The organism is Vibrio gangliei, assembly GCF_026001925.1.
Taxonomy (GTDB): Bacteria; Pseudomonadota; Gammaproteobacteria; order Enterobacterales; family Vibrionaceae; genus Vibrio; species Vibrio gangliei.
This window is the reverse complement of sequence record NZ_AP021869.1, coordinates 1,705,093-1,727,367: the sequence shown is the minus strand read 5'-3', so window position 1 is coordinate 1,727,367 and position 22,275 is coordinate 1,705,093. Positions and strand designations below refer to the sequence as shown.

At 43.1% G+C, this 22,275-nt stretch carries 21 protein-coding genes and 1 pseudogene; 17 read left to right on the top strand and 5 right to left on the bottom strand.

The features are described from left to right. The first annotated feature begins 88 nt into the window (after window positions 1-88). From Vgang_RS07900 to Vgang_RS07860, 9 genes and pseudogenes are all read left to right on the top strand, one after another. On the top strand, window positions 89-1,876 hold the full coding sequence (locus Vgang_RS07900; RefSeq protein WP_264923424.1) for a FimV/HubP family polar landmark protein: 1,788 nt from the start codon (window positions 89-91) through the stop codon (window positions 1,874-1,876). A gap of 101 nt (window positions 1,877-1,977) precedes the next feature. After that, window positions 1,978-2,766, top strand: a complete 789-nt coding sequence (gene truA, locus Vgang_RS07895; protein WP_105903272.1) for a tRNA pseudouridine(38-40) synthase TruA — start codon at window positions 1,978-1,980, stop codon at window positions 2,764-2,766. A gap of 630 nt (window positions 2,767-3,396) precedes the next feature. Then, on the top strand, window positions 3,397-4,302 hold the full coding sequence (gene accD / locus Vgang_RS07890; protein ID WP_105903271.1) for an acetyl-CoA carboxylase, carboxyltransferase subunit beta: 906 nt from the start codon (window positions 3,397-3,399) through the stop codon (window positions 4,300-4,302). Between the two features lie 105 nt (window positions 4,303-4,407). Then, entirely contained in the window at window positions 4,408-5,697 is a 1,290-nt protein-coding gene (gene folC / locus Vgang_RS07885) for a bifunctional tetrahydrofolate synthase/dihydrofolate synthase (protein WP_105903270.1), read from the top strand. Next, window positions 5,687-6,295, top strand: a complete 609-nt coding sequence (locus tag Vgang_RS07880; protein ID WP_105903269.1) for an SPOR domain-containing protein — start codon at window positions 5,687-5,689, stop codon at window positions 6,293-6,295. The genes folC and Vgang_RS07880 overlap by 11 nt, the downstream gene beginning before the upstream one ends. 64 nt (window positions 6,296-6,359) lie before the next feature. Beyond that, on the top strand, window positions 6,360-6,854 hold the full coding sequence (locus Vgang_RS07875) for a CvpA family protein (RefSeq protein WP_105903268.1): 495 nt from the start codon (window positions 6,360-6,362) through the stop codon (window positions 6,852-6,854). A 44-nt stretch (window positions 6,855-6,898) separates the two neighbouring features. Next, window positions 6,899-8,413, top strand: coding sequence for an amidophosphoribosyltransferase (gene purF, locus Vgang_RS07870; RefSeq protein ID WP_105903267.1), 1,515 nt, complete (start codon window positions 6,899-6,901; stop codon window positions 8,411-8,413). A gap of 89 nt (window positions 8,414-8,502) precedes the next feature. Then, window positions 8,503-9,012: a transposase gene (locus tag Vgang_RS07865; RefSeq protein WP_264923423.1), complete on the top strand. Its 510-nt coding sequence runs from the start codon at window positions 8,503-8,505 to the stop codon at window positions 9,010-9,012. Continuing rightward, a pseudogene (locus tag Vgang_RS07860) lies at window positions 9,000-9,851 on the top strand (IS3 family transposase); the annotation flags it as partial. The gene Vgang_RS07865 and the pseudogene Vgang_RS07860, both read left to right, overlap by 13 nt. An 84-nt stretch (window positions 9,852-9,935) precedes the next feature. Here the strand turns inward: Vgang_RS07860 and Vgang_RS07855 are convergent. Next, window positions 9,936-10,811 (bottom strand): LysR family transcriptional regulator, encoded by an 876-nt coding sequence (locus Vgang_RS07855; RefSeq protein WP_105903114.1) that lies wholly within the window; start codon window positions 10,809-10,811, stop codon window positions 9,936-9,938. A gap of 430 nt (window positions 10,812-11,241) precedes the next feature. Here Vgang_RS07855 and Vgang_RS07850 point away from each other — a divergent pair, with 430 nt between their 5' ends. The 6 genes from Vgang_RS07850 (at window position 11,242) to recR (ending at window position 17,329) form a co-directional block, all read left to right on the top strand. After that, a complete protein-coding gene (locus tag Vgang_RS07850) occupies window positions 11,242-12,342 on the top strand; it encodes a response regulator (RefSeq protein WP_105903115.1) in 1,101 nt (366 codons plus the stop codon). A 360-nt stretch (window positions 12,343-12,702) separates the two neighbouring features. Beyond that, window positions 12,703-13,083, top strand: a complete 381-nt coding sequence (locus tag Vgang_RS07845) for a YbaN family protein (protein WP_105903116.1) — start codon at window positions 12,703-12,705, stop codon at window positions 13,081-13,083. A gap of 363 nt (window positions 13,084-13,446) precedes the next feature. Further along, the gene (gene apt / locus Vgang_RS07840; RefSeq protein ID WP_105903117.1) at window positions 13,447-13,992 is read left to right on the top strand and encodes an adenine phosphoribosyltransferase; all 546 of its coding nucleotides are present in this window, start codon (window positions 13,447-13,449) and stop codon (window positions 13,990-13,992) included. A gap of 89 nt (window positions 13,993-14,081) precedes the next feature. Continuing rightward, a complete protein-coding gene (gene dnaX, locus Vgang_RS07835) occupies window positions 14,082-16,244 on the top strand; it encodes a DNA polymerase III subunit gamma/tau (protein ID WP_105903118.1) in 2,163 nt (720 codons plus the stop codon). Between the two features lie 133 nt (window positions 16,245-16,377). Further along, window positions 16,378-16,707: a YbaB/EbfC family nucleoid-associated protein gene (locus Vgang_RS07830; protein WP_105903119.1), complete on the top strand. Its 330-nt coding sequence runs from the start codon at window positions 16,378-16,380 to the stop codon at window positions 16,705-16,707. A gap of 22 nt (window positions 16,708-16,729) precedes the next feature. After that, window positions 16,730-17,329 carry a recombination mediator RecR gene (gene recR, locus Vgang_RS07825; protein ID WP_105903120.1) on the top strand — a complete coding sequence of 200 codons (600 nt, stop codon included), beginning with the start codon at window positions 16,730-16,732 and terminating at the stop codon, window positions 17,327-17,329. A gap of 97 nt (window positions 17,330-17,426) precedes the next feature. On the opposite strand, the gene Vgang_RS07820 is transcribed toward recR, so the two are convergent. Beyond that, window positions 17,427-17,675, bottom strand: a complete 249-nt coding sequence (locus tag Vgang_RS07820) for a YkgJ family cysteine cluster protein (RefSeq protein WP_105903121.1) — start codon at window positions 17,673-17,675, stop codon at window positions 17,427-17,429. A gap of 173 nt (window positions 17,676-17,848) precedes the next feature. Between Vgang_RS07820 and Vgang_RS07815 the strand changes: the two genes are divergently transcribed. Continuing rightward, a complete protein-coding gene (locus tag Vgang_RS07815; protein WP_105903122.1) occupies window positions 17,849-18,286 on the top strand; it encodes a YcgN family cysteine cluster protein in 438 nt (145 codons plus the stop codon). A 153-nt stretch (window positions 18,287-18,439) separates the two neighbouring features. On the opposite strand, the gene Vgang_RS07810 is transcribed toward Vgang_RS07815, so the two are convergent. Further along, window positions 18,440-19,399 (bottom strand): ChaN family lipoprotein, encoded by a 960-nt coding sequence (locus tag Vgang_RS07810; protein WP_105903123.1) that lies wholly within the window; start codon window positions 19,397-19,399, stop codon window positions 18,440-18,442. Window positions 19,400-19,573: 174 nt separating this feature from the next. On the opposite strand from Vgang_RS07810, the gene Vgang_RS07805 reads away from it, so the two are divergent. Beyond that, window positions 19,574-20,338, top strand: a complete 765-nt coding sequence (locus Vgang_RS07805; protein WP_105903124.1) for an endonuclease — start codon at window positions 19,574-19,576, stop codon at window positions 20,336-20,338. Here the strand turns inward: Vgang_RS07805 and rlmA are convergent. Beyond that, complete coding sequence (gene rlmA / locus Vgang_RS07800; RefSeq protein ID WP_105903125.1) at window positions 20,335-21,177, bottom strand: 23S rRNA (guanine(745)-N(1))-methyltransferase; 843 nt, start codon at window positions 21,175-21,177, stop codon at window positions 20,335-20,337. The genes Vgang_RS07805 and rlmA overlap by 4 nt on opposite strands. Before the next feature lie 109 nt (window positions 21,178-21,286). Continuing rightward, on the bottom strand, window positions 21,287-22,168 hold the full coding sequence (locus Vgang_RS07795; protein ID WP_105903126.1) for a D-hexose-6-phosphate mutarotase: 882 nt from the start codon (window positions 22,166-22,168) through the stop codon (window positions 21,287-21,289). Window positions 22,169-22,275 lie beyond the last annotated feature (107 nt).

Here is a 22,275-nt window from a genome sequence, read left to right as displayed (position 1 = left end):
TGTTTTTTGTCATCTTTACTACCCGAATAGGGGTATTATCCTATATATTTAAATTTATTGATGAAACCTTTGGATTAGCCGATTTTTTATGCGCCGTACATTTAAGCACCTTATTACACCGGTTGTACTTTTATTCGCTGCTCAAATGCCGACTGCTTGTGCAGATGAAGTGAAAACAGCAGAAGTGCCAATAAGCCATGTGTCGAGCCAACCTGAATCAGTGACACAATCTGAAGATTCATCGAATGCTCTCAATGCTGATATCGCATCAATTTATGGTCCGACCCAAGAAGATGAAACCTTGTGGTCTATTGCTAAGCAATATCGGCCCTCTAAAACAGTGTCTGTCGCGCAAACGGTATTGGCAACCTATAAACTCAATGCCAAAGCGTTTGAAGACAATAATATCCACGGTTTAATTCCTGGCAGCATGTTGCGCTTGCCAACCTTAGCCGCGATAAAACGTGAAACAACGGATAATGCTGTGGCGGTTATTCAAGCGGATAAACAGCGCCCTGTGCCATCTCAGGTTGATCCAAGTATCACGCCACCACCACCGGCAACATTAGAAGATTATGTGACTTCTTCGGCGAATGAGGAAACAGCGACGGCTGATAATGCACCCAAACCGGATGTTACCGCGGAATCACAACAAAATGTCGTCTCTGACAATGAATCTGATGAGCCGGCTTTGTCTGTTGATCAAGTGGTAAGAGTCGAATCAGAACATTCTCCGCAAAGTGCTGCCCAATCCACATTACCCCAAAGCTCTACTTCGAGTGATGTAACCAGTTCCGAAAAAATTGATATCGAAAAAGTGGAAGAGATGAACTCTCGCTTGACCACAGAGCTGACTAAAATTCAGCAGCAATTAAATGAGTTAAAAGATACATTGGCGATGGATGAACACAACCGAGCCAACGTAGTGCAAGCTGAAGAGGCGCCATCGACGTCGATTGATTCACCGCAAGCATTTGTTCGTATTGCTAATCAACACCCTTGGTTGTGGGGCATTATCTTACTGCCGATTGTGTTGATTTTATTGATTATTCGTTTGTTGTTCACGCGTCAATCCAAACATGTTGAGCCACTCCAAGCGCTTTCCCCATTGGCGGTTGAACATAAAGCTGACTCAGAAAAAAGCGATACCAAGGCTGAAGTTTTGCTTGCGGATGTTTCTGCTGTAGATAACCATTATCAAGAAACAGAAACAGAAACAGAAACAGAAACAGAAACAGAAACAGAAACAGAAACAGAAACAGAAACAGAAACAGAAACAGAAACAGAAACAGAAACAGAACTCTCTGATCTTTCTGAGTTAATTTACGATGAAGAGCAAGCTCGTCTTGACGCAGAAAATGAACCTGATGATTTCGATGTCGAGCAGCCTGAAGCCACGGATAATGAGCCCCATGAGTTTGATGAATCCTTGATCACCCAAGCGCCGTTATCAGAGGCGGTTGATCAACAAAACCTCGAACATACTCAGCAGGAAGGGGTGGAAAGTGATGTCGATATTGATCTGAATGTCTCACCACAAACCTTTCCAGATGTTTTATCTATCGATGATATTCAAGAAGATTCTCAAACTGAGACAATGGCGCAACCGGAGAAACATACCGCCTATGCGGATTATCAAGATAGCGATGAAGATCCTGACCTAGATGTTGGCCTCGATGATTTCCCTGATGTATTGGGTGATGTGAATGCGTTTGATGTGGATGTTGATGCTGAAATGAATAGCAACCTTGATCTTGCAAAAGTTTTCATTGAAATGGATGACAAACGCACAGCCGAAAAATTGCTCAAAGTCGTGCTGGCGAAAGGCGATGATACTTTAAAAGCGGAAGCAACCAAACTGTTGGCTTCGCTTTGATGGTGTTCATTTAGAGTCACATCGCACCTCGATTGGACTTGATCTCAGTTGAGTATATACTTTGCAGCCCATTTTTGATGTAGAAAAAAGAGTAACCACACATGCGCATTGCTTTAGGTATTGAATATGATGGTAGCAAGCTATTTGGCTGGCAACGACAAAAGGATGTTCCGAGTGTTCAAGAACATTTAGAGAAAGCGTTGTCGATTGTCGCGAATCATCCTGTCGAAGTGCAATGTGCTGGTCGAACGGATGCTGGCGTTCATGGTACCGGACAAGTCGTGCATTTTGATACAACCTCTAAGCGTAAATTGGTAGCTTGGACAATGGGTGTTAATGCCAATTTACCAAGTAACATCGCGGTTCGTTGGTCACATGAAGTGTCAGATGAGTTCCATGCTCGCTTTACCGCGACCGCTCGTCGTTATCGCTATATCATTTTCAATAATACGTTTCGTCCTGGCATTTTGAGCTCAGGTGTTAGCCATTACCATAATCCACTTGATGAAGATAAAATGCACCTTGCTGGGCAATATCTGCTTGGCGAAAATGATTTTACTTCTTTCCGAGCAGTTCATTGTCAATCACGTACCCCTTGGCGAAATGTGATGCATTTGAATGTTTCACGCCAAGGTCAGTATGTGATTGTGGATATCAAAGCCAATGCTTTTGTGCATCACATGGTGAGAAATATCGTCGGCAGTTTAATTAAAGTTGGCACAGGTGAAGAAAAGCCGGAGTGGATTCAGTGGTTGCTCGAACAAAAGGATAGAACTTTAGCGGGCGCCACGGCTAAAGCAGAAGGGTTGTATTTGGTCGATGTTGATTATCCGGAAACGTTCAATTTACCGCGTGTCGATATCGGTCCACTGTTTTTACCCGCGAACTAATGAATGACAACTATGTATTTCTTAGGGTCTGTTGACCTTTCGTGATTGTTTTTGCAGCGAATTGTTGGGTATTTGAACAAGGCAGAGGCTCCGTGGTGTAGCTAGCCTACACGAGGAGCCGATAACGCAGTACAAATGACCAACAAACGCTGCCCGAAGGGTTCGGCTAAAAGCATTTTATACCTTAGTTTATAATAAGACAGGTTAAGTCTCATTTACTTAGAGTAACTAGGCTACAATCGACTTGCCTCGCCTAAAATGCTTTTATCTCGAACAAAATTTAACCACGAAAGGTCAACAGACCCTAGGAGCGGCGGCTTATATAGGCTTTTGATGACTCAATGCGGCTAATAGCCTTATCAATAGATTAGTTGGATTTTTTTTACATTCTGATTACACTAGCGTGATAGCGTCACTTTACAGTGTGAGCTGAAGAGATAAGCTGGTTAAAAACTGTCCTGCTTAGAAGGGCGAAATGGTTTTTTTGCTGTTTTTTGAAGCGCGTAAATATAGGTACAACCAGTTTTTTATCTACAGTGTGGGCATTATGTGTTTTAATTTGCCCCGTTATTTCATTCTCAAATTCTCATCTCTTGCATTGAGCGAGAGATCTAGCTAAAAGGTCTTCCCATGAGTTGGCTTGAAAAAATTTTTACAACTACCAACATTGTTAACACTCGTAAAGCCTCTATCCCTGAAGGCATTTGGACCAAATGTACTTCTTGTGAGCAAGTGTTATATCAAGCAGAATTAGAGCGCAATCTTGAAGTGTGTCCAAAATGTGATCATCACATGCGCATGAAAGCCCGCCGTCGCTTAGAAACGTTTTTGGATGCGGGCACTCAAGTTGAAATCGGCCAAGAGTTAGAGCCCAAAGATAAACTGAAATTTAAAGACTCAAAACGCTATAAAGACCGTTTGTCTACTGCTCAAAAAGAAAGTGGCGAAACGGAAGCATTAATTGCAATGAAAGGTGAACTACAAGGTATGCCACTAGTGGCATGTGCATTTGAGTTTTCTTTCATGGGCGGTTCAATGGGTTCAGTGGTTGGCGCACGATTTGTTCGTGCAGTTGACGCGGCCATTGAAAATAATTGCGGCCTTGTGTGTTTCTCTGCTAGTGGCGGTGCGCGTATGCAAGAGGCATTGATGTCTTTGATGCAAATGGCGAAAACCAGTGCGGCACTTGAGCGTCTATCACAAAAAGGTCTACCGTTTATCTCTGTGATGACTGACCCAACTTACGGTGGTGTTTCTGCAAGTTTGGCGATGTTAGGTGACATTAATATCGGTGAACCTAAAGCTATCATTGGTTTTGCTGGTCGTCGTGTTATTGAGCAAACGGTACGTGAAAACTTACCAGAAGGTTTCCAACGCAGTGAGTTCTTATTAGAGCATGGCGCAATCGATATGATTGTTGACCGTCGTCAAATGCGCTCACGTATTGCTGGTTTAGTAGCAAAAATGACCAACTACACATTTGAAGATGATGCGAAAGAATCTGATTATGAAGTTCCATTTGCTGCTGAGAAATAAATCTCATTAAAGTTTGATAATCGCGGCGTTATTATGACGATAATGCCGCAGATACATGCTATCTTATCGCTCACTGATGTAAAGATATAATGAGTTTAGCCTTTCATGAGCAAACAACATTCTCCTGAAGCCACATCACCTTTGTCGATGTGGCTTCATTATTTAGAAAACATTCATACCAGCGCCATCGATCTTGGCCTGGATCGAGTGAGCCAAGTCGCTCAATCTGCCCAACTAACAAAACCCGCACCCAAAGTGATTACCGTCGCCGGGACAAATGGTAAAGGTTCAACTTGCGCCTTAATGGAAGCCATTCTCCTCGATGCTGGCTTTACGGTAGGGGTTTATAGCTCTCCTCATCTTATCGAATATAACGAACGCGTTAGAATCAATGGCGTTAATGTATCTGATCAACAATTATGCGAATCTTTTGATTTTGTTGAAAAAGTGCGTAAAGACATTAGCCTCAGCTTTTTTGAATTCGGTACCTTATCAGCGTTGCGCATTTTCCAAGTAGAACAAGTTGATGTGGTTTTGTTGGAAGTAGGCTTGGGTGGCCGTTTAGATGCGACCAATGTAGTGGATCACGATGTTTCAGTTATTACCAGTTTGGCTATAGACCATGTTGACTGGCTTGGTAGTGATATTAATGTCATTGGGTTTGAGAAAGCGGGTATCTTCCGTTCTGGAAAACCGGCGATTTGTGGCCAACCTAAAGCGCCACATACTGTTGCAGCACATGCCGATGATATCGGCGCAGAATTTTTTCAAGTTGGACAACAATTTCAATATCAAGTGACGGATGAAACTCATCAACAGTGGCGTTGGCAGTCTGGCGGTTTTGATCTTGTTGATCTGCCTATCCCATCTTTACCGCTTGCTAATGCAGCGACCGCATTGATGGCGTTAAGCACCTCTGGTTTAGCGTTAAGTGACATTAATATTGTTAATGGCTTACGCAACGTTAAACTTGCTGGCCGTATGCAAGTGCTTGTTGAACAGCCCTTGGTTTTACTGGATGTCGCGCATAATCCTCATTCAGCAGAGTATCTCGCTCATCAATTGCAGACAAAATTTGCAGGAAAAACGATTCGCACGGTGGTTGCTATGTTGCATGATAAAGACATCGCTTCTACCTTAGCGGTGTTATCACCTGTTGTTACACATTGGTATCCTGCTTCTTTGCATGGTCCACGAGCGGCAAAGGTCGAGGAACTCTTGGTTCATATTGGTGAGGCTGAAGGACAATTCGACCAACCGGTGGAGGCATTTCAAGCAGCATACGATCAAGCTCAAAAAGACGATGTTGTGCTTGTGGTAGGTTCTTTCCACACTGTAGGTGAAGTTTTAGATTATTGGCAAAAAATGAATAAAGGGAGTCAAAATGGCGAGTAAATTTCAAAGCCGTTTGATTGGTACGGTCATTCTGGTCGCAATAGGTGTGATCGTATTACCGGATGTATTTGATGGTCAGAAAGAACATTACAAAGAAGAGTTTGCTGCGATTCCCATTAAGCCGACCGATGAGGTTGAGCAGAGTGGTTCAGTGGCCGAAGTGAAACAGCCGGTTGAGTTGGATGTGGCTTTGCCTGATGAGCCTGTGAGTGCAACGGTAGAATCAGAGCCAGCGGTTTCGCAGACAACGAATATTTCGCAGACAGCACCACAGCCCGCTGTTAAGCCAGAAGCGAAGCCAGAGCCTAAACCTCAGGCAGTCGCTGAGAAGCCAGCCCCGAAAAGGGAAACGAACCAATATGCAGACAGCGCATGGATTATTCAACTGGCAGCTCTTAGTAATAAAGAAAATGCTCAAAAGTTGGTGGCCGATTTACAAAAACGTGGATTTCAAGCACACCTAAAACAAGATGGTAGATTATCTCGAGTGATTGTTGGTCCTGATGTTTCGAAAGAAAAAATGGAACAACAAATTGATAAGCTACAAGAAATTACCGGTCTAAAAGGTCAATTGCAGACTTTTAAGCCACTTAATTAAGAAGAAAACGTTTGCGTCGCGTATTTTTCTGTTAAAATGCGCGCCAACTTAAGATGTAAATTTTATGATTTGGATAGATTTTGTCATTTTAGGGGTGATCGGCTTTTCCGCTTTGATCAGCTTAGTTCGCGGTTTTGTAAAAGAAGCATTGTCATTAGTGATTTGGTGTGGGGCGTTTTATATTTCGACCCAATATTACCTAAAGCTAGCCGCTTACTTTACCAATATTGAAAATGACATGGCTCGTAATGGGGCAGCCTTAGGGGCTTTGTTTGTTGCGACTTTGATTGTCGGTGCTTTACTGAACTATGTGATAAGCCAATTGGTTGTCAAAACCGGTTTATCGGGAACGGATAGAGTACTTGGCATTGTATTTGGTACGTTACGAGGCGTACTGATTATTGCTGTCATGTTATTTTTTATGGATGCGTTTACCGCGTTTCCAAGCTCAGATTGGTGGAAAGCATCGCAATTGATACCGCATTTCAAGGTCATCATTGCACCATTTTTCGATCATATAAAACAAACTTCTAGCTTTTTATCTGGCGCGCCTCTCTAACTGGGTCGGAGGCGCCAGTTCTCTATCAACCGAGGGTTTAAGACATGTGTGGTATTGTTGGAATCGTAGGGGTAACGCCTGTCAATCAATCGATTTATGATGCTTTAACGGTATTACAGCATCGCGGCCAAGATGCTGCCGGTATTATTACCATAGATAGCAATCGTTTTCGTCTACGTAAAGCCAATGGTTTAGTGAAAGATGTGTTTGAAATTAAACATATGCAACGTCTTCAAGGGACAGTCGGAGTTGGTCACGTTCGTTATCCAACCGCTGGCAGTTCTAGCGCTTCTGAAGCTCAGCCGTTTTATGTGAACTCGCCATATGGGATTACATTGGCTCACAACGGTAACCTGACAAACGCCAATGACATTCGTGACTGGCTATTTGAACAAGGTCGCCGCCACATTAATACCACCTCCGATTCAGAAGTACTGCTTAACATCCTCGCACAAGAAATTGACCAATCAGAAAATTACCCACTCACCCAAGCCGATGTATTCGGTGCGATTCGTAAAGTGCACAAAATTGTAAAAGGGGCCTACGCGGTTGCTGCGATGATCATTGGTCATGGTATGGTGGCCTTCCGTGACCCGAATGGTATTCGTCCATTATGTCTAGGCAAACGTGAAGTTGAAGGCCGTACCGAATACATGGTGGCTTCTGAATCGGTTGCGCTTGATGCTGTTGGTTTTGATTTTGTGCGTGATGTTGCGCCTGGTGAAGCGGTTTATGCGACCTTTGATGGACAGTTATTCAGTGAGCAATGTGCTGAAGAACCAAAATTAAATCCATGTATTTTTGAATTCGTGTACTTCGCTCGCCCAGATTCTTTCATTGATAAAATTTCTGTGTACAGCGCACGCGTTGAGATGGGCAAAAAGTTGGGTGAAAAAATTAAACGTGAATGGGATGATTTAGACATCGATGTCGTTATCCCTATTCCTGAAACCTCATGTGATATCGCGTTAGAGATTGCTCAAATTATTGAGAAGCCATATCGCCAAGGTTTTGTGAAGAACCGCTATGTTGGCCGTACTTTCATCATGCCGGGGCAGCAGCAACGTAAGAAATCAGTACGTCGTAAATTGAATGCGATCCGTTCTGAGTTTAAAGGTAAAAATGTCTTGTTGGTTGATGATTCCATTGTACGTGGGACGACATCTGAGCAGATCATTGAAATGGCTCGTGACTCAGGCGCTAAAAATGTGTATATGGTATCTGCGGCGCCTGAAGTGCGCTTCCCTAACGTGTACGGCATTGATATGCCAAGTGCGAATGAATTGATTGCGCATGGTCGTGATATTGATGAAATCGGTAAGATGATTGGTGCCGATGCGTTGATGTTCCAAGACTTAGGCGATCTTGTTGATGCGGTCGGTGTAGGTAACCCAAGTATTACTCAATTTGAAACTTCAGTATTCAGCGGTCAATATGTCACGGGTGATATCGACCAGGCTTATCTTGATCATATCGATGCATTGCGTAATGACGATGCGAAGTTAGACCGAGATATGCAAGATGTTGCAAACCTTGAGATGCATAACGAAGGCGCTTAAGAGAGCTTATTGTTAATAGGTATGGAAAAGCCTGAGTATTGAATGAAGTGACCCCCAATAGTTGGACACCAATTATTGGGGGTCTTTTTATGTCCAAGTACAGTCGAGCATTGAAATGCTCTATTGCTAAACAATATCTACAAGGCGAGAGTTCATCTGAAGAGCTTTCTCGTCTTCATTCCATACCATCACGTCAAATACGTTACTGGGCACAAGTGTTTGATATTCATGGTTATCAGGCATTTAAACCTCATGGATTTGCGAAGACCGCACAAACCAAACTGCAAGCTTTAAAACACACGTGGACGAATGGTTGGTCTGTCAGTCACACTAGTGCGATATTGAATTTTTCGTCTCCTGGCACTCTCTCTGTTTGGCTCAAACAATATCAAAGAGATGGTATTCAGGGACTTGAGCGCAACAAAGGACGACCAACAATGAGTAAACACCCTTTTATTCAAGATAAGCACGATGATGAGAAAACACTTGAAGAGCTCAAAGAGGAGTTAGCGTACTTGCGAGCAGAGAACGCTGTCCTAAAAAAGTTAGAGGAGCTGGAACAGGAGAAACGTCGTCGAACAAAGAAAAAACGAAAGTAGTTCTAGCTCTTAGAAATCAATATTTACAACAACATCTCTTATATACCCTTAAGTTAGCGAGAAGTAGCTTCTACTATCATACGCAATCAAGCAACGCCGCAGATAGTTATCAAGATGAGAAGCAGTTGATCGAGAAAATATACCATGACCATAAAGGGAGGTATGGCTATCGTCGCATTCACCTAGAGTTAAGGAAGCAGGACGTGATGTTAAACCATAAGACAGTTCAACGTCTGATGAGGTTACTTGGCTTGAAATCAACGGTTAGGCCCAAGCGGTACAGCTCATATAAGGGAGGAGCAGGAACAACCGCGCCGAATGTACTAGATCGTGACTTCAATGCAACGAAGCCAGATGAGAAATGGGTAACAGATGTCACTGAGTTTAAAGTTAAACAGCAGAAGGTGTACTTATCACCAATCGTCGATCTATTTACACAGGAAGTCGTCGCTTATAAGGTTGCTAAAAACGCGTGCTTACCTCTCGTCACTGACATGCTAACAGAGGCAGTTTCGACCTTAGATAAGAACGCAAAGCCAATCGTTCATAGCGATCAAGGGTGGCAATATAGGCATAGGAAATATCAGAAAGCTCTCGCTGACCGAGGGTTAACTCAAAGTATGTCGCGAAAAGGAAACTGTTTAGATAATGCAGTAGCAGAGAACTTCTTTGCCTTGCTGAAAACAGAAATGTACCATAACCAGCACTTTGAAAATGCGGATGACTTAATCACACAGATTGAAGAATATATCGAGTACTACAATACGAAACGCATCAAGGTGAAATTAAAAGGCCTGACTCCGATAGAATATCGAAATCAGGCCTTACAAGCCGCTTAACAGAACTGTCCAACTTTATGGGGTCACTTCAGAACTCTGGCTTTTTTGTTTGCACGAGGCGCATTTCTGAATTTGAATCGATAATTAAATCACTTCATGTTGGGCAATGAAGTCGATTAGTAAGCGTACTTTTTCAGGTTGATGATTTTTGTGATTGTACAACATGTAAATATCACGAGAGTTTGCACTCCAGTCATCTAAAACGCGAACGAGACGGCCTTCACGAAGATAGGCTTCAATCATGACATCAGGCAATAAGCTGATCCCTAAACCATAGCTACAGGCTTTTCGTACGACGTTTAATTCACTGGCTTCTAAACGGCCTTTTTCATTAATGGTGACGGTTTCGCCTTGAGAATTCGTCAACTGCCACTTCACCAAGGGTAAGCCTTTCAGTAGAGCATGATGGCGTAAGTCTTCTGCATGATGCAAATCACCACAGTCAGCCAAGTACTTCGGGCTAGCTACGAGAATATCTTTCACTTGGTTGATTTTACGTGCAATCAATGTGGAATCACGTTGAGGGCCGACACGGAAAATCACGTCCCATTCAGTTGGGTCAAGTTGATCAGCATAATTCGTCATGGAGAGTTCAATACGAATTTGTGGGTACTTGGCCATGAATTCGTTCAGCATCGGCATGATCATGCGCTTAGCGGTATTAGATGGCGCAGAGATGCGAAGTTTACCTGATGCACCACGGCATTCATCGGAGATGTTTTCAGTCGTCTCAGCCAAATGTTTCAGCAGTGGAGAACATTCATCGTAGAAACGTTGGCCCGCTTCAGTAAGAGACAGTTTACGGGCATTACGATTGAGTAAACGTAGATTCAAGCCTTCTTCTAGAGCTTGAATGCGTCGAGTAATCGTCGCGACAGGGATATTGGTTTTACGGGATGTCGCTGTATAGCTTCCATTGTCAACGACTAGTCGAAATAGATTCAAATCATCAAGTTTCATGGTGTGCGCACTTATCTGTTACATCAAGTAATGAAGTAGTGTAACCAAACATTAGGCTGGATGGTTGTTTAATATCAAAAATGGTTGTTTATTTTTAAAATTTGTTGAGATAAACCGAAGCATCATCATTACGTCATACCGTTTTAAACTCAAGTCTTATGTGAGCTATTCTACCTAATTGATAAAAGTTCAAATAAGTATGATTTTTTGAGAGCTAGCCATAATAATCTAGAGCGTGAGTTGAATTTAAACCCTTTGGTTACTACCTTTTAAAAGGTTCAATCAATGCACTGGATTGAATACTTTCTATTTTCGGTTGTAATCTCAATAAGCCAAATTGGCAGTCAGCCGTCCTAATTAAAGTTGGTTTTACCTTTCAAATTAAAGGGTTGTAGGGCCTGAATAATCACAAATAAGAGGTTATCCCAATATGCATAAATGTGTTTCTCATATGCAGAGTGTTGATACCGCTCTAAGTCGTGCAATGCAAACCATTATGTTGGTGGATGACGACCCGACATTTCGCACAATGATTGCTGCTTACCTTAAAACACTCAATTATGATGTTATTGAAGCCGGTGATGGCTTGGAGGCGTTGAAAGCATTGCGTCAACATGTGCCGGACTTGATGATCTGTGACTTAAATATGCCGATCATGAGTGGTATCGAGTTAGTTGAAGAAGTCAGCTGGCAGTTTCCCATGCTGCCGATGATTGTGGTATCTGCAACAGAAGACATGGGCGATGTGGCAAAAGTGCTGCGCTTCGGCATCAAAGATTTCTTAACCAAGCCCATCACTGAGCTTGAGCATTTTACTTCCGCGATTAAGACAACCTTAGCGGAATCACACGATAATCCTAGCGTTGTTCGTGACTTTTCGAGTCAATGGTTTCAGCTTGATCACGCAGGCCAAATTGACCAAGAGAAAGAGCTGTATTGGCACCTTAATCACCTCAAAGATAATGTCGTGACATCACGTGATTTACTGCATGCACTGCAACCAGAACGCGACACGCAACAGGGCAGGTGGAAATGCAGTTATTTGGTGTTGCAACCATCAGAAATGATGCCATTGGTGTTTGATTATGCGTGGTTAATGGATGGACGTTTTGCGTTTTATTTAGTGGACTCTTCTGACGGTGGTGAAAACGGTGTCGGTACAGCTTTGCTAATTCGTGCCTTGTTTAATGACTTTCTCCGTACTCGAAAACGTTGTCAATCCGATCTAAAAGATTTAGCTGATGCCGTTGAAAAGGGGATCAGTTGTACTCAATGTTCCTCACCTATCAATGCTCTGTTCGGCATTGCCGATATGGTTGAAGGTACCATTTCAATTCTTCCTGCTGGTTTAAAAAGTAATTGGTTTCATGACGGACGTAATCAAGCGATAGAAACAGGCATTAAACTAGGCGAGGGATGCACGAAAAATTTCATCACAAGTGATTTACCTATGAAGCAGGGCGGTGAGCTCGTGTTGAGTGAATTGGGCGTGCGTAGTTTTAAGCTGGTGATTAAAAATATGAGTTATTAGCTGTTGAGTTAACATTTCTACGGAGAAGTGGCTATTTTTGTGATTACAGTTGCAGCTTGATAATAACCACTGTTTTTGTCTGTTTTTGTCGCAGGGTAAATCTCCTATATTGCGCTATTCGAACTTGTCACAGACTACCCGCGCAAAAGGAATGAACGATGGCTGATGAAAACTTCAACGAACCATTCAATATTTTTTACTTTTTAGGTGTTATCCTCGCTTTACTTTTACCTACGCTTCCTGCAACACTTACATGGATTAAACTTCTTACTCAATAGTGTTGTTATAAGCGGTAGCGGTAAGAAGTCATACCGTGTCACTGTTTGATTAGGAAGTACCACCATCATACGTAAAATATTATTGAATGCCGTAGGTGGCTTAGCGCTTATTTTAGGCGTTTTGGGGATTTTCCTGCCCTTACTCCCAACCACTCCCTTCTTATTACTTGCTAGCGCTTGTTTCATTCGTAGTAATGAGCGCTTTCATTATTGGATTCATCATCATCCGCACTTAGGGCCGATTATCGATAATTGGAATCAACATAAGGCGGTCAGCTCAACCATGAAAAAACGGGGCTATGTTTTATTGGCGGCCAGTTTTCTTTTTTCATTAGTGATGTTGCCACATTGGTGGATGAAACTGGGTTTGGTGATGGGGTATAGCGTGTTGTTTTTCTTCTTTCACCGTTTACCGATTCATGATCCCCATGGTGATGTTGCTGAAAATGGCGAAAATCACTAACATATACCCAAGTGACCTCAAGATGCAGAATTCAGAGCTATCATCCAAGTTCTTAGGCAAGGAAGATTTATGCGGAATGTAAACACCTTTCAATTAAATCTGACGAAGGCTAAGGACTTGGATGAAGCTCCCGAAGGGCAAGTTAAAACAAGCTTTATGCTGCGTTAAATTGAATAAAGATAGAATGACTATGATCATATTCAATTCGCCTTGCCTAAAACTTGTTTTATTCTTGCTGAAACTTGCACCTTGAGGTTTTTTGGGTATACATCCATTCAACATCGCCCTAGGGTATAAATCATTACCCCTAACCTTTAGGAGTGTTATGATTACTTCTAAAGTTACTAAAGAAAGAATTCAATTATGACAACAGAAACTCAGGCTTTTATTCAAGCGAGCATTAAAACCATTCCAGATTACCCAAAAGCAGGGATTTTATTCCGTGATGTAACGAGCTTGATGGAAGATGCAAAAGCCTATCAAGCGACCATTCAATTGCTGGTCGAGAAATATAAAGATCAAGGCTTTACTAAAGTGGTCGGTACCGAAGCCCGTGGTTTTCTATTTGGTGCGCCGTTAGCACTTGAACTTGGTTTAGGTTTTGTACCTGTACGTAAGCCGGGTAAATTGCCGCGCGAAACCGTGTCACAATCTTATGAATTAGAGTACGGCACCGATGTTTTAGAAATTCACACGGATGCCATTCAAGCCGGTGACAAAGTGTTGGTAGTGGATGATTTACTGGCGACTGGCGGTACTATCGAAGCGACGGTAAAACTGATTCGTCAACTGGGTGGCGAAGTGACGGATGCGGCCTTTGTGATTAACTTGCCAGAGATTGGCGGTGAAGAAAAACTGAAAAGCCTTGGCCTGAATGTGTATAGCATTTGTGAGTTTGCTGGCCATTAATTACTCGCGTATTGGCCCTATATCCAAGTTATTTGATATCACTTGGAATACTCTTTTCACTTATCGGAACAACTAAGCCGGAATCATTAATGAGTTATTTAGCGTTAGCCCGAAAATGGCGACCAACTAAGTTTGAAAATGTCGTTGGCCAGAGCCATGTCATTACCGCTTTAGAAAATGCATTGAAGCAGAATCGCTTGCACCATGCTTACTTATTTAGTGGAACGCGTGGGGTAGGTAAAACGTCCATCGGTCGATTATTTGCTAAAGGGCTTAACTGTGAAACCGGCATAACCGATAACCCATGTGGTGTTTGTGATAGCTGTGTTGAGATCGACCAAGGTCGTTATGTCGATCTACTCGAAATTGATGCGGCTTCACGTACCAAAGTCGAAGATACGCGCGAGTTGCTTGATAATGTGCAATACAAACCTGCGCGTGGACGCTTCAAAGTTTATCTTATTGATGAAGTTCACATGTTATCGCGTCATAGCTTCAATGCGCTGTTAAAAACGCTTGAAGAGCCGCCGGAATATGTGAAGTTTTTACTTGCCACTACGGATCCGCAAAAATTGCCGGTGACGATTTTGTCACGCTGTTTGCAGTTCCATCTTAAGCCTATCAATGCTGAACAAATTCATGAGCAGTTAAGCTATGTGTTAGGTGAAGAAAATATAACTTCTGAGCCAAGAGCGTTAAGTCTGATTTCACACGCAGCGGATGGCAGTATGCGTGATGCGTTAAGTTTATCTGATCAGGCTATCGCACTCGGTAATGGTCATATTGATAGTGCGACTGTGTCGAATATGCTTGGCACATTGGATACTGAGCAAGCGATTTACTTACTGGAAGCGATCAGCAGTAAGCAGCCGCAAACCGCGATGGATTGTTTAGATCAACTGGCGGCAAATGGCATCGATTGGGATGGTTTATTTAAAGAACTGAGCACTCAATTGCATCGTATCGCCATGTACCAAGCCTTGCCTGCCAGTTTAAACAAAGAACAACCGGATGCCGAGCGTGTTGAATTACTCAGCCAATCTCTCACGCCGCAAGATGTGCAGCTGTACTACCAAATGACGCTCAAAGGTCGCCAAGATTTACCGCTTGCACCTAATGAAAAAATGGCAGCAGAGATGCTGGTATTAAGAATGTTGGCATTTAGACCTGCAGCGGCGATTTCGGGTAACCCGATCGTGGAGCCAAGTAAGCAAGCGCATGTCATTCCTGTTATTGAGCAAAAAGCGATGACACAGGCTCCAGCGCCTCATCGTCCGATGAATGCTCCTGTTCAGTCTAATCATGTTCGACCACATCAAGGCAATACTTCGGTTCCAACGGCGAATCAGATGGGTAACAGCGATTATACTGCTGCGAGCTTACCCTCGGTGGAACATCCTACGCAGTCTGTTCAGCCTCCTCAATCTCAGGCGCCTCAGGCTAAACCTCAACAGTCACCAGCACCACAGTCGGAAGCTCAGCCAGCGGCTCCTGCCTCACCACTGACAGGATTAAGGCATCAGTTGCGCAGTAAGCGAGAACATTTAAAGTCTGCGCCTCAGAGTAATCAAGGGAACGATGGCGTAAAAAAGTCTGACGCGACGTCTGCTAAACCAACAAAAACTTCCGTGCTAGATCGTATTGCGAGTAAGCATACGGCGGCTGCGGTAGAAGCTGTGCAGGGGTCGCCAATATCATCTAATGGCACACCGATTTCTGGGGCCGGTGCGCCGGATAATCCAGACGAACCATATCAGTGGAAACCGTCACAACCTCAACAACAGGTTGAAAATACGGAGCTGACTCCCACACAAATTAAAAAAGCGCTTGAGCACATTAAAACGCCAGAAATGGTGGAAAAGTTATTTCAAGAAAGTATTGAGCAAGATGAGTGGGCAGCGATTATTGCCAAACTCAATACCGCAAAGTTGGTTGAGCAATTAGCACTCAATTCTACTTACCAAAAACAAGACGGTAAAATTACCCTTGGTTTGAGAGTAGAACAATCACACTTAAATACCGACAAAGCGCAACAAGAATTAACAGAAGCTTTATCTCAGCACTTTCAACAAAGTTGCGAGCTCATTATTGAGATCAGCGAAGAGGGGATTACCCCACTTGAGCTGCGAGAAAAGCTTTATCAAGAGAAGTTAAAACAAGCATTTGAGCATCTGGATTCAGATCCTAATGTTCAATTCTTCATGAAACGATTTGCAGCGGAGTTGGACCCTGATAGCGTTCGCCCGGTGTAAGTTACTTGGGTATAACAACTGGCTGATGGATAATTGTGCATTTAGTTTGCTTAGCATTGAAATCGACACTAAGTAACCCCATAAACACAGTAACCTTTTTTTATTCTATTTAGACAACAAGCGAGAAATGAGCATGTTTGGTAAAGGCGGAATGGGCAACATGATGAAGCAAGCCCAGCAAATGCAAGAGCGTATGCAAAAGCTTCAAGAAGAAATTGCGAACATGGAAATTGTTGGCGAATCTGGTGCGGGCTTAGTGAAAGTGACCGTAACTGGTAGCCATAGCGTTCGTCGTGTCGAGATTGATGAAAGCCTAATGGAAGATGACAAAGAAATGCTTGAAGATTTGATTGCTGCTGCATTCAATGATGCTTCTCGTCGTATCGAAGAAACACAAAAAGAAAAAATGGCTTCAATCACTGGCGGTATGCAACTACCACCAGGTATGAAAATGCCGTTCTAATTGAGCCAGTAGAGAGCAATACATGCGCACAAGCGGTATGCTGGAACAATTGATGGAGGCCTTACGTTGCTTACCTGGGGTTGGCCCCAAATCGGCACAACGTATGGCCTTTCATTTATTGCAGCGAAACAGAAAAGGCGGTCTACAACTGGCCGAAGCGTTATCGCAAGCGATGACGGAAATTGGCCACTGCGATCAATGCCGTACTTTTACTGAAAATGACACCTGTCATATATGTACTAACCCTAAGCGTCAAGCCAATGGGCAAATTTGTGTGGTGGAAACACCGGCAGATATTGCCGCTATTGAAGCGACAGGCCAGTATTCAGGGCGTTATTTTGTTCTGATGGGACATTTATCGCCGTTAGATGGCATTGGCCCAAGTGATATTGGTTTGGATTTACTCGATCGCCGTTTAAGTCAGGGCGATATCGAAGAAGTGATTTTAGCCACCAACCCGACCGTGGAAGGTGAAGCGACGGCACACTACATTGCTCAATTGTGTAAAGCGCACGAAGTGAATGCTAGCCGTATCGCACATGGTGTACCCATGGGTGGGGAGCTGGAGCTCGTAGATGGCACTACGCTGTCTCACTCTTTGCTTGGGCGCTTGAAGTTGTAGATAAAATTCGAAGCTTGATTTCAATGTTGATGTTTTTAACATGCTTTCGAGTTTCGAGTTTCGAGTTTCGAGTTTCGAGTTTCGAGTTTCGAGTTTTCTAAGTGATCTTTTCTAGATCAGAAATAATAAATAAAGCCTCCTGATCGGTTTTGCCACAAATCGATTCTTCTGCTTTAAAAGCGTGACATACCGCTGGCCTTTCTGGCTGACCAAAAAGTTTACATAGATTCTGCTCATTAAGTTGAATACAACGAACACCAGCCGGTTTACCATTTGGCATGCCTGGGATCGGTGATGAAATGCTTGGTGCAATACAACAGGCTCCGCAGCCGAGACGACATTCCATAAAACGAACCTTTTTTGAACACTTATTTAGGGCGGCAGAGTGTACCAAAGTGACTAGCTAGAAAATAGTCAAACTTGAATTCTAGTGTCAATGAGCGTATAAAACGCAGCCTATACTTATCTTAGTATGCATTTTTTGAGTAATACCTTTTCAGTACAAGAGCAGGCATCGTTATGACAACCCCTTTTTGGCAAGCAAAAACATTACAGCAGATGAGTGAGCAGGAATGGGAGTCCTTGTGTGATGGCTGTGGTAAGTGTTGTCTACATAAGTTAATGGATGAAGACAGCGATGAAGTTTATTACACCAACGTGGCGTGTAGTTGGCTAAATAGTAAGACTTGTAGCTGTAAAGATTATCCAAATCGCTTTCAGTCGGGCGAAGAGTGTCTCAAATTGACTCGTGATAAAATCGATGAATTTAATTGGCTACCAGAAACTTGCTCTTATCGTTTGCTCGCTGAAGGCAAACCGTTACCAGAATGGCATCCATTGATCACTGGATCAAAATCAGCCATGCATGCCGCAGGTGAAAGTGTACGTAATAAAGTGGTGTATGAGATCGATGTTATCGACTGGGAAGACCACATCATTAATCATCCGCATAGATAACTTTGCACAGGTAACCTATAGATAAAGCCGATAACTCGTTTTTCGCGATTAATCCGCATGTATCATCGTGAAAGGTTAACGCTACTAAAACCGCCTTATCCATTGTTTGGGTAAGGCGGTTTTATTTATGTCACTATCCACCGTTGAGGTACGTTAATTACATTCCAACGGTTTGGATTGGGCAAACATGCTCTTGAATGCGGCCTGCTGGTTTTCTTCTTTTATGTAACGAACCGGTGGTGTCAGTACTTTCAATTGGTAATCACTACTTTGCTCGCTAACTTGCTCAACAGGCGTGACCATCATGACTTTAAGGTTAGGGTTGAGCTTGTGGATTTGCGCGGCAGTTCCCAGTCCATTTTCGGTATGAAATTTACCCGCAGTGTGAAGAACGGTTGTGCCTGGATGTTGGCTTAGGTAGCGGACAATGCTTTCAGCCATGGTTGCATCCCACGTCAATTGTGAAGCGTACATATTGATGTGTTGGCTAGGCTGGCCGTGGTGCATCGATGCCATGAACTTCGCTTTATAAGGAGAATCCTCAAGGTCAATTTTTTTAGCAATAGTCGCGCGTTGGTCTGAATCGAGCTTATCCAAATAACTTAACCCTTGCTTAGCGATACAGCGAACAATGGGTTTAGGGGCATTCGTGGCAATGACATCAATTTGGGCTGTTTTCGCAAGTTCTATTAAAGGCCGGTAATCACTTTCATAATTTGGCCATGCGTTACCTTGCGCGATTAAGGTTTGCTCGCCAATCTCACCTTTCAAGTATTCATCCACGACTGCTTGCGTATCACGACTAAATTGTTCCATCGAAAGGGCAACAGGCTTCTTACTTTGCTTTATCAGCTGTTGTAAAGCTTCGGTCTGAAAGCGATGGATACCCGCATGTGTGTGCCACTCACCGACAAGAATAACATCAGCTTCCTTAGCCGTGTGTGCCCATTGTTCTAGCGTCAGCGGCTGCTGCTGAGGGCTATACAGCTGGTAGTCGTAAAATGAGCTAACAGTCGGTGAGTCGGAAACAGTATTGCTACTGCTACAAGCATTGAGTAATAAGGCTGTGGATAGTGCGGAAACAAGGCGAGTTAAATGAGTGAGTTTTGGCATGATGATCTCCGTATGTGCGAACATCTTAAATGGCATGAGAAAATCAATCAATACAATTGAGAATTATTTTTATTTGGGTTTGTTTGGTGGTTTATTGAGCAGGTTATAAATAATAAGTATGAAAAAAGTATTAAATAAACCGTAAAATAGAGGCTTCACAAAAGGAAGTCTAAAATGAAAAAATGGCCAGTTGTAGCGCGTGCTGTGCTCCCGTTAGTATTACTCCCATTCACATTGTTATCTGGAGTCGCGTCGGCAAATCAAAATACGCAAATCGATTCATTTTCTAAAGCAAAACGTTTGTTAATGGAAAATGTCTATAACTCACCACAAATGCGTAAAACCGTTTATTGTGACGCCGCATTTGATGCCAAAAAGAACGTCACCTTGCCTGCGGGCTTTGATGATAATTTGTATACCTCTCGCTCTAAACGAATCGAGTTTGAACATATTGTCCCTGCGGAAAACTTTGGCCGTGCGTTTGTTGAGTGGCGTGAAGGTGATGCGCAATGCGTCAGTAGTAAGGGAAAGCCTTATAAAGGTCGTAAATGTGCCGATAGGGTGAATAAAGAATATCGCTTCATGCAAGCCGATGGGTACAACTTATTCGCCGCTATTGGCAGCGTGAACGCTTACCGCTCAAATTACAATTTCCAGATGATGTCGGGGACAAAATCTGACTTTGGTAGTTGTGATTTTCATGTTGAAGACCGCAAAGCTCAACCGCCAGAAAATGCACGAGGTTTGATTGCTCGGACTTACTTATATTTTGAGGCAACGTATCCGAAGTTTCGCTTGAGTAAGCAGCAAAAACAGCTCTTTACCGCTTGGGATAAACAATACCCAGTGAGTGTGTTTGAATGTAAAAAAGCCGAAATTGTTGAAAGTTATCAGCACAACGTGAACCCTATTTTAGCTCAGCGTTGCGCAGCTCGTTAAGCTAACTTCTTATACACACGTTTTTTATACACACGTAGTATGAAATCGGCTTCGCATTCAAATTGCTCGGTCGATTTCAACTCGCCACGCATCGCCTCTGATGCTTTCCATGCAAATGGCGTCATTTGCAATAAATCATCCGCTTGCTCGCCATTCATTGTCATGGTGTAGTGCAACTTGGTTTCGACTGTCAGTTCAAAGCCATTAATGACTTCAGGTGTTTCATCATGCAAATGAACATCCTGGTACACCATTTCGCGTAATTGATATAAGTGGCGTGCTGCTGGAGTGACTGTGATTACCAATCCGCTATCTGTGGTTACCCTAGCTAATTCTGCGGGTTGGCACGGTGCGTAAATACGTAACACGGCATCTAAACTGTTATCGGCAAAAGGTAGTCGGTGACTCGATGCGACACAGAACGGTAAGTCATCACGGCTATAACGCTTGGCCGCATAACGAATAGCGACTTTTGAAATATCTAACCCATAGCAGGTAGCTTGAGAATGTTGCTGCTGTAATTGTGTGGCAATAAAATCGGTGTAATAGCCTTCTCCACAGCCTATATCGAGCAGTTGATGTGACGTATTAGTTAAGTGCTCGACACAGAGCTTAGCCACGGCTTCACGCATGGGATGATACTGGTTCGAATCTAAGAAGCGACGGCGTGCTTGCATCATTTCTGCATTGTCCCCAGGCTGTTTCGAGCGTTTATGCTGTACAGGCATTAAGTTGACATAGCCTTCTTTTGCTCGATCAAATTGATGATTACGTTCACACTTGAATCCACTAGGCATGGCGGTCAGTGTTTGATGGCAAAGAGGGCATTGATAAGTCATAGTCTTTTCTTACGCAGGGAATGAAGCGGGATGATAGCAGAAAATGAATGCTCGTTGTCTAAAAGCGATTAGGCTTTTTGAGCAACGAGCAACGAGCAACGAGCAACAATTACTGCAGTTTTATCTTAGTACTGAGTAAATAGCTTTCGCCAGGCTCAAGTGAGTGGCCATCTTCTAGCGTTTCAGCGAAAAGAGTGGATTCTACACACACCATATTGATGTAGGCTTCATCTTTCATGTCCACCATGCCTTGAGCAATTTCCCACGGGTTCCAAATCACCGCTGCCGTGTCGCCTTCATTCTCCACACTGATCGTACGTTGATTGTTTGGATCAGAGATTAAGATTTGTTTTGATGGATGGGTGTAAACACGGTCAACACCCGCTGTGATGTTCAGTGTATCACCGCCTAGACACACTTTACCGGCTTGCAATTTGTCGATGTAATGATCACCCATGCCAGTAATTTGAGTATCCAGAATATTGGCAATGTTGAAGTAAGTATGTAACGCACCAGAGAACTTCCAAGCGTGGTCATCCGTATTTTTAATGCGTAGGCTCGTGGTTAATTGTTCTGAGACTTCAATATCAAGAAACACTTCAAATTGATGTGGCCAAATCGAGAGTGTTGCTTCAGAAGGCTTTAATTCAATACGAACCATCACGCCATCTTCATTTTCACGATGCTCAACTAAATGCCATTCTGTTGTGCGTGCAAAACCATGGCTAGGTTCAGCAGCTTTAGCAAACCATGGCCAGCAGACAGGAATACCACCACGTAATGGCGTTTCACCATCATAAATAGCATCTTCACTGGTAAAGATAAGATCTTGTTCGCCCTGTGGTTTAAAGGAAATAACATGACCGCCAAATAAAGAAATGGCCGCTTCGGCTTTAGGGTGCTGAACTCGGATAATTTTAACTTGGTCTTTTTGAACAACCGTAATGCAATCAGATAGGGTACTGATAATCGGTAGATGAGTAAGGTTCATAGAGCGTCGTTCCTCGTTGCTAGGGTTTTCGTTTCTCGAATCGTCTGTTTTTTATTTATTAAGTTCGCTCGAGATACGAGCGACGAGATTCCGAGTATCGTAAATCA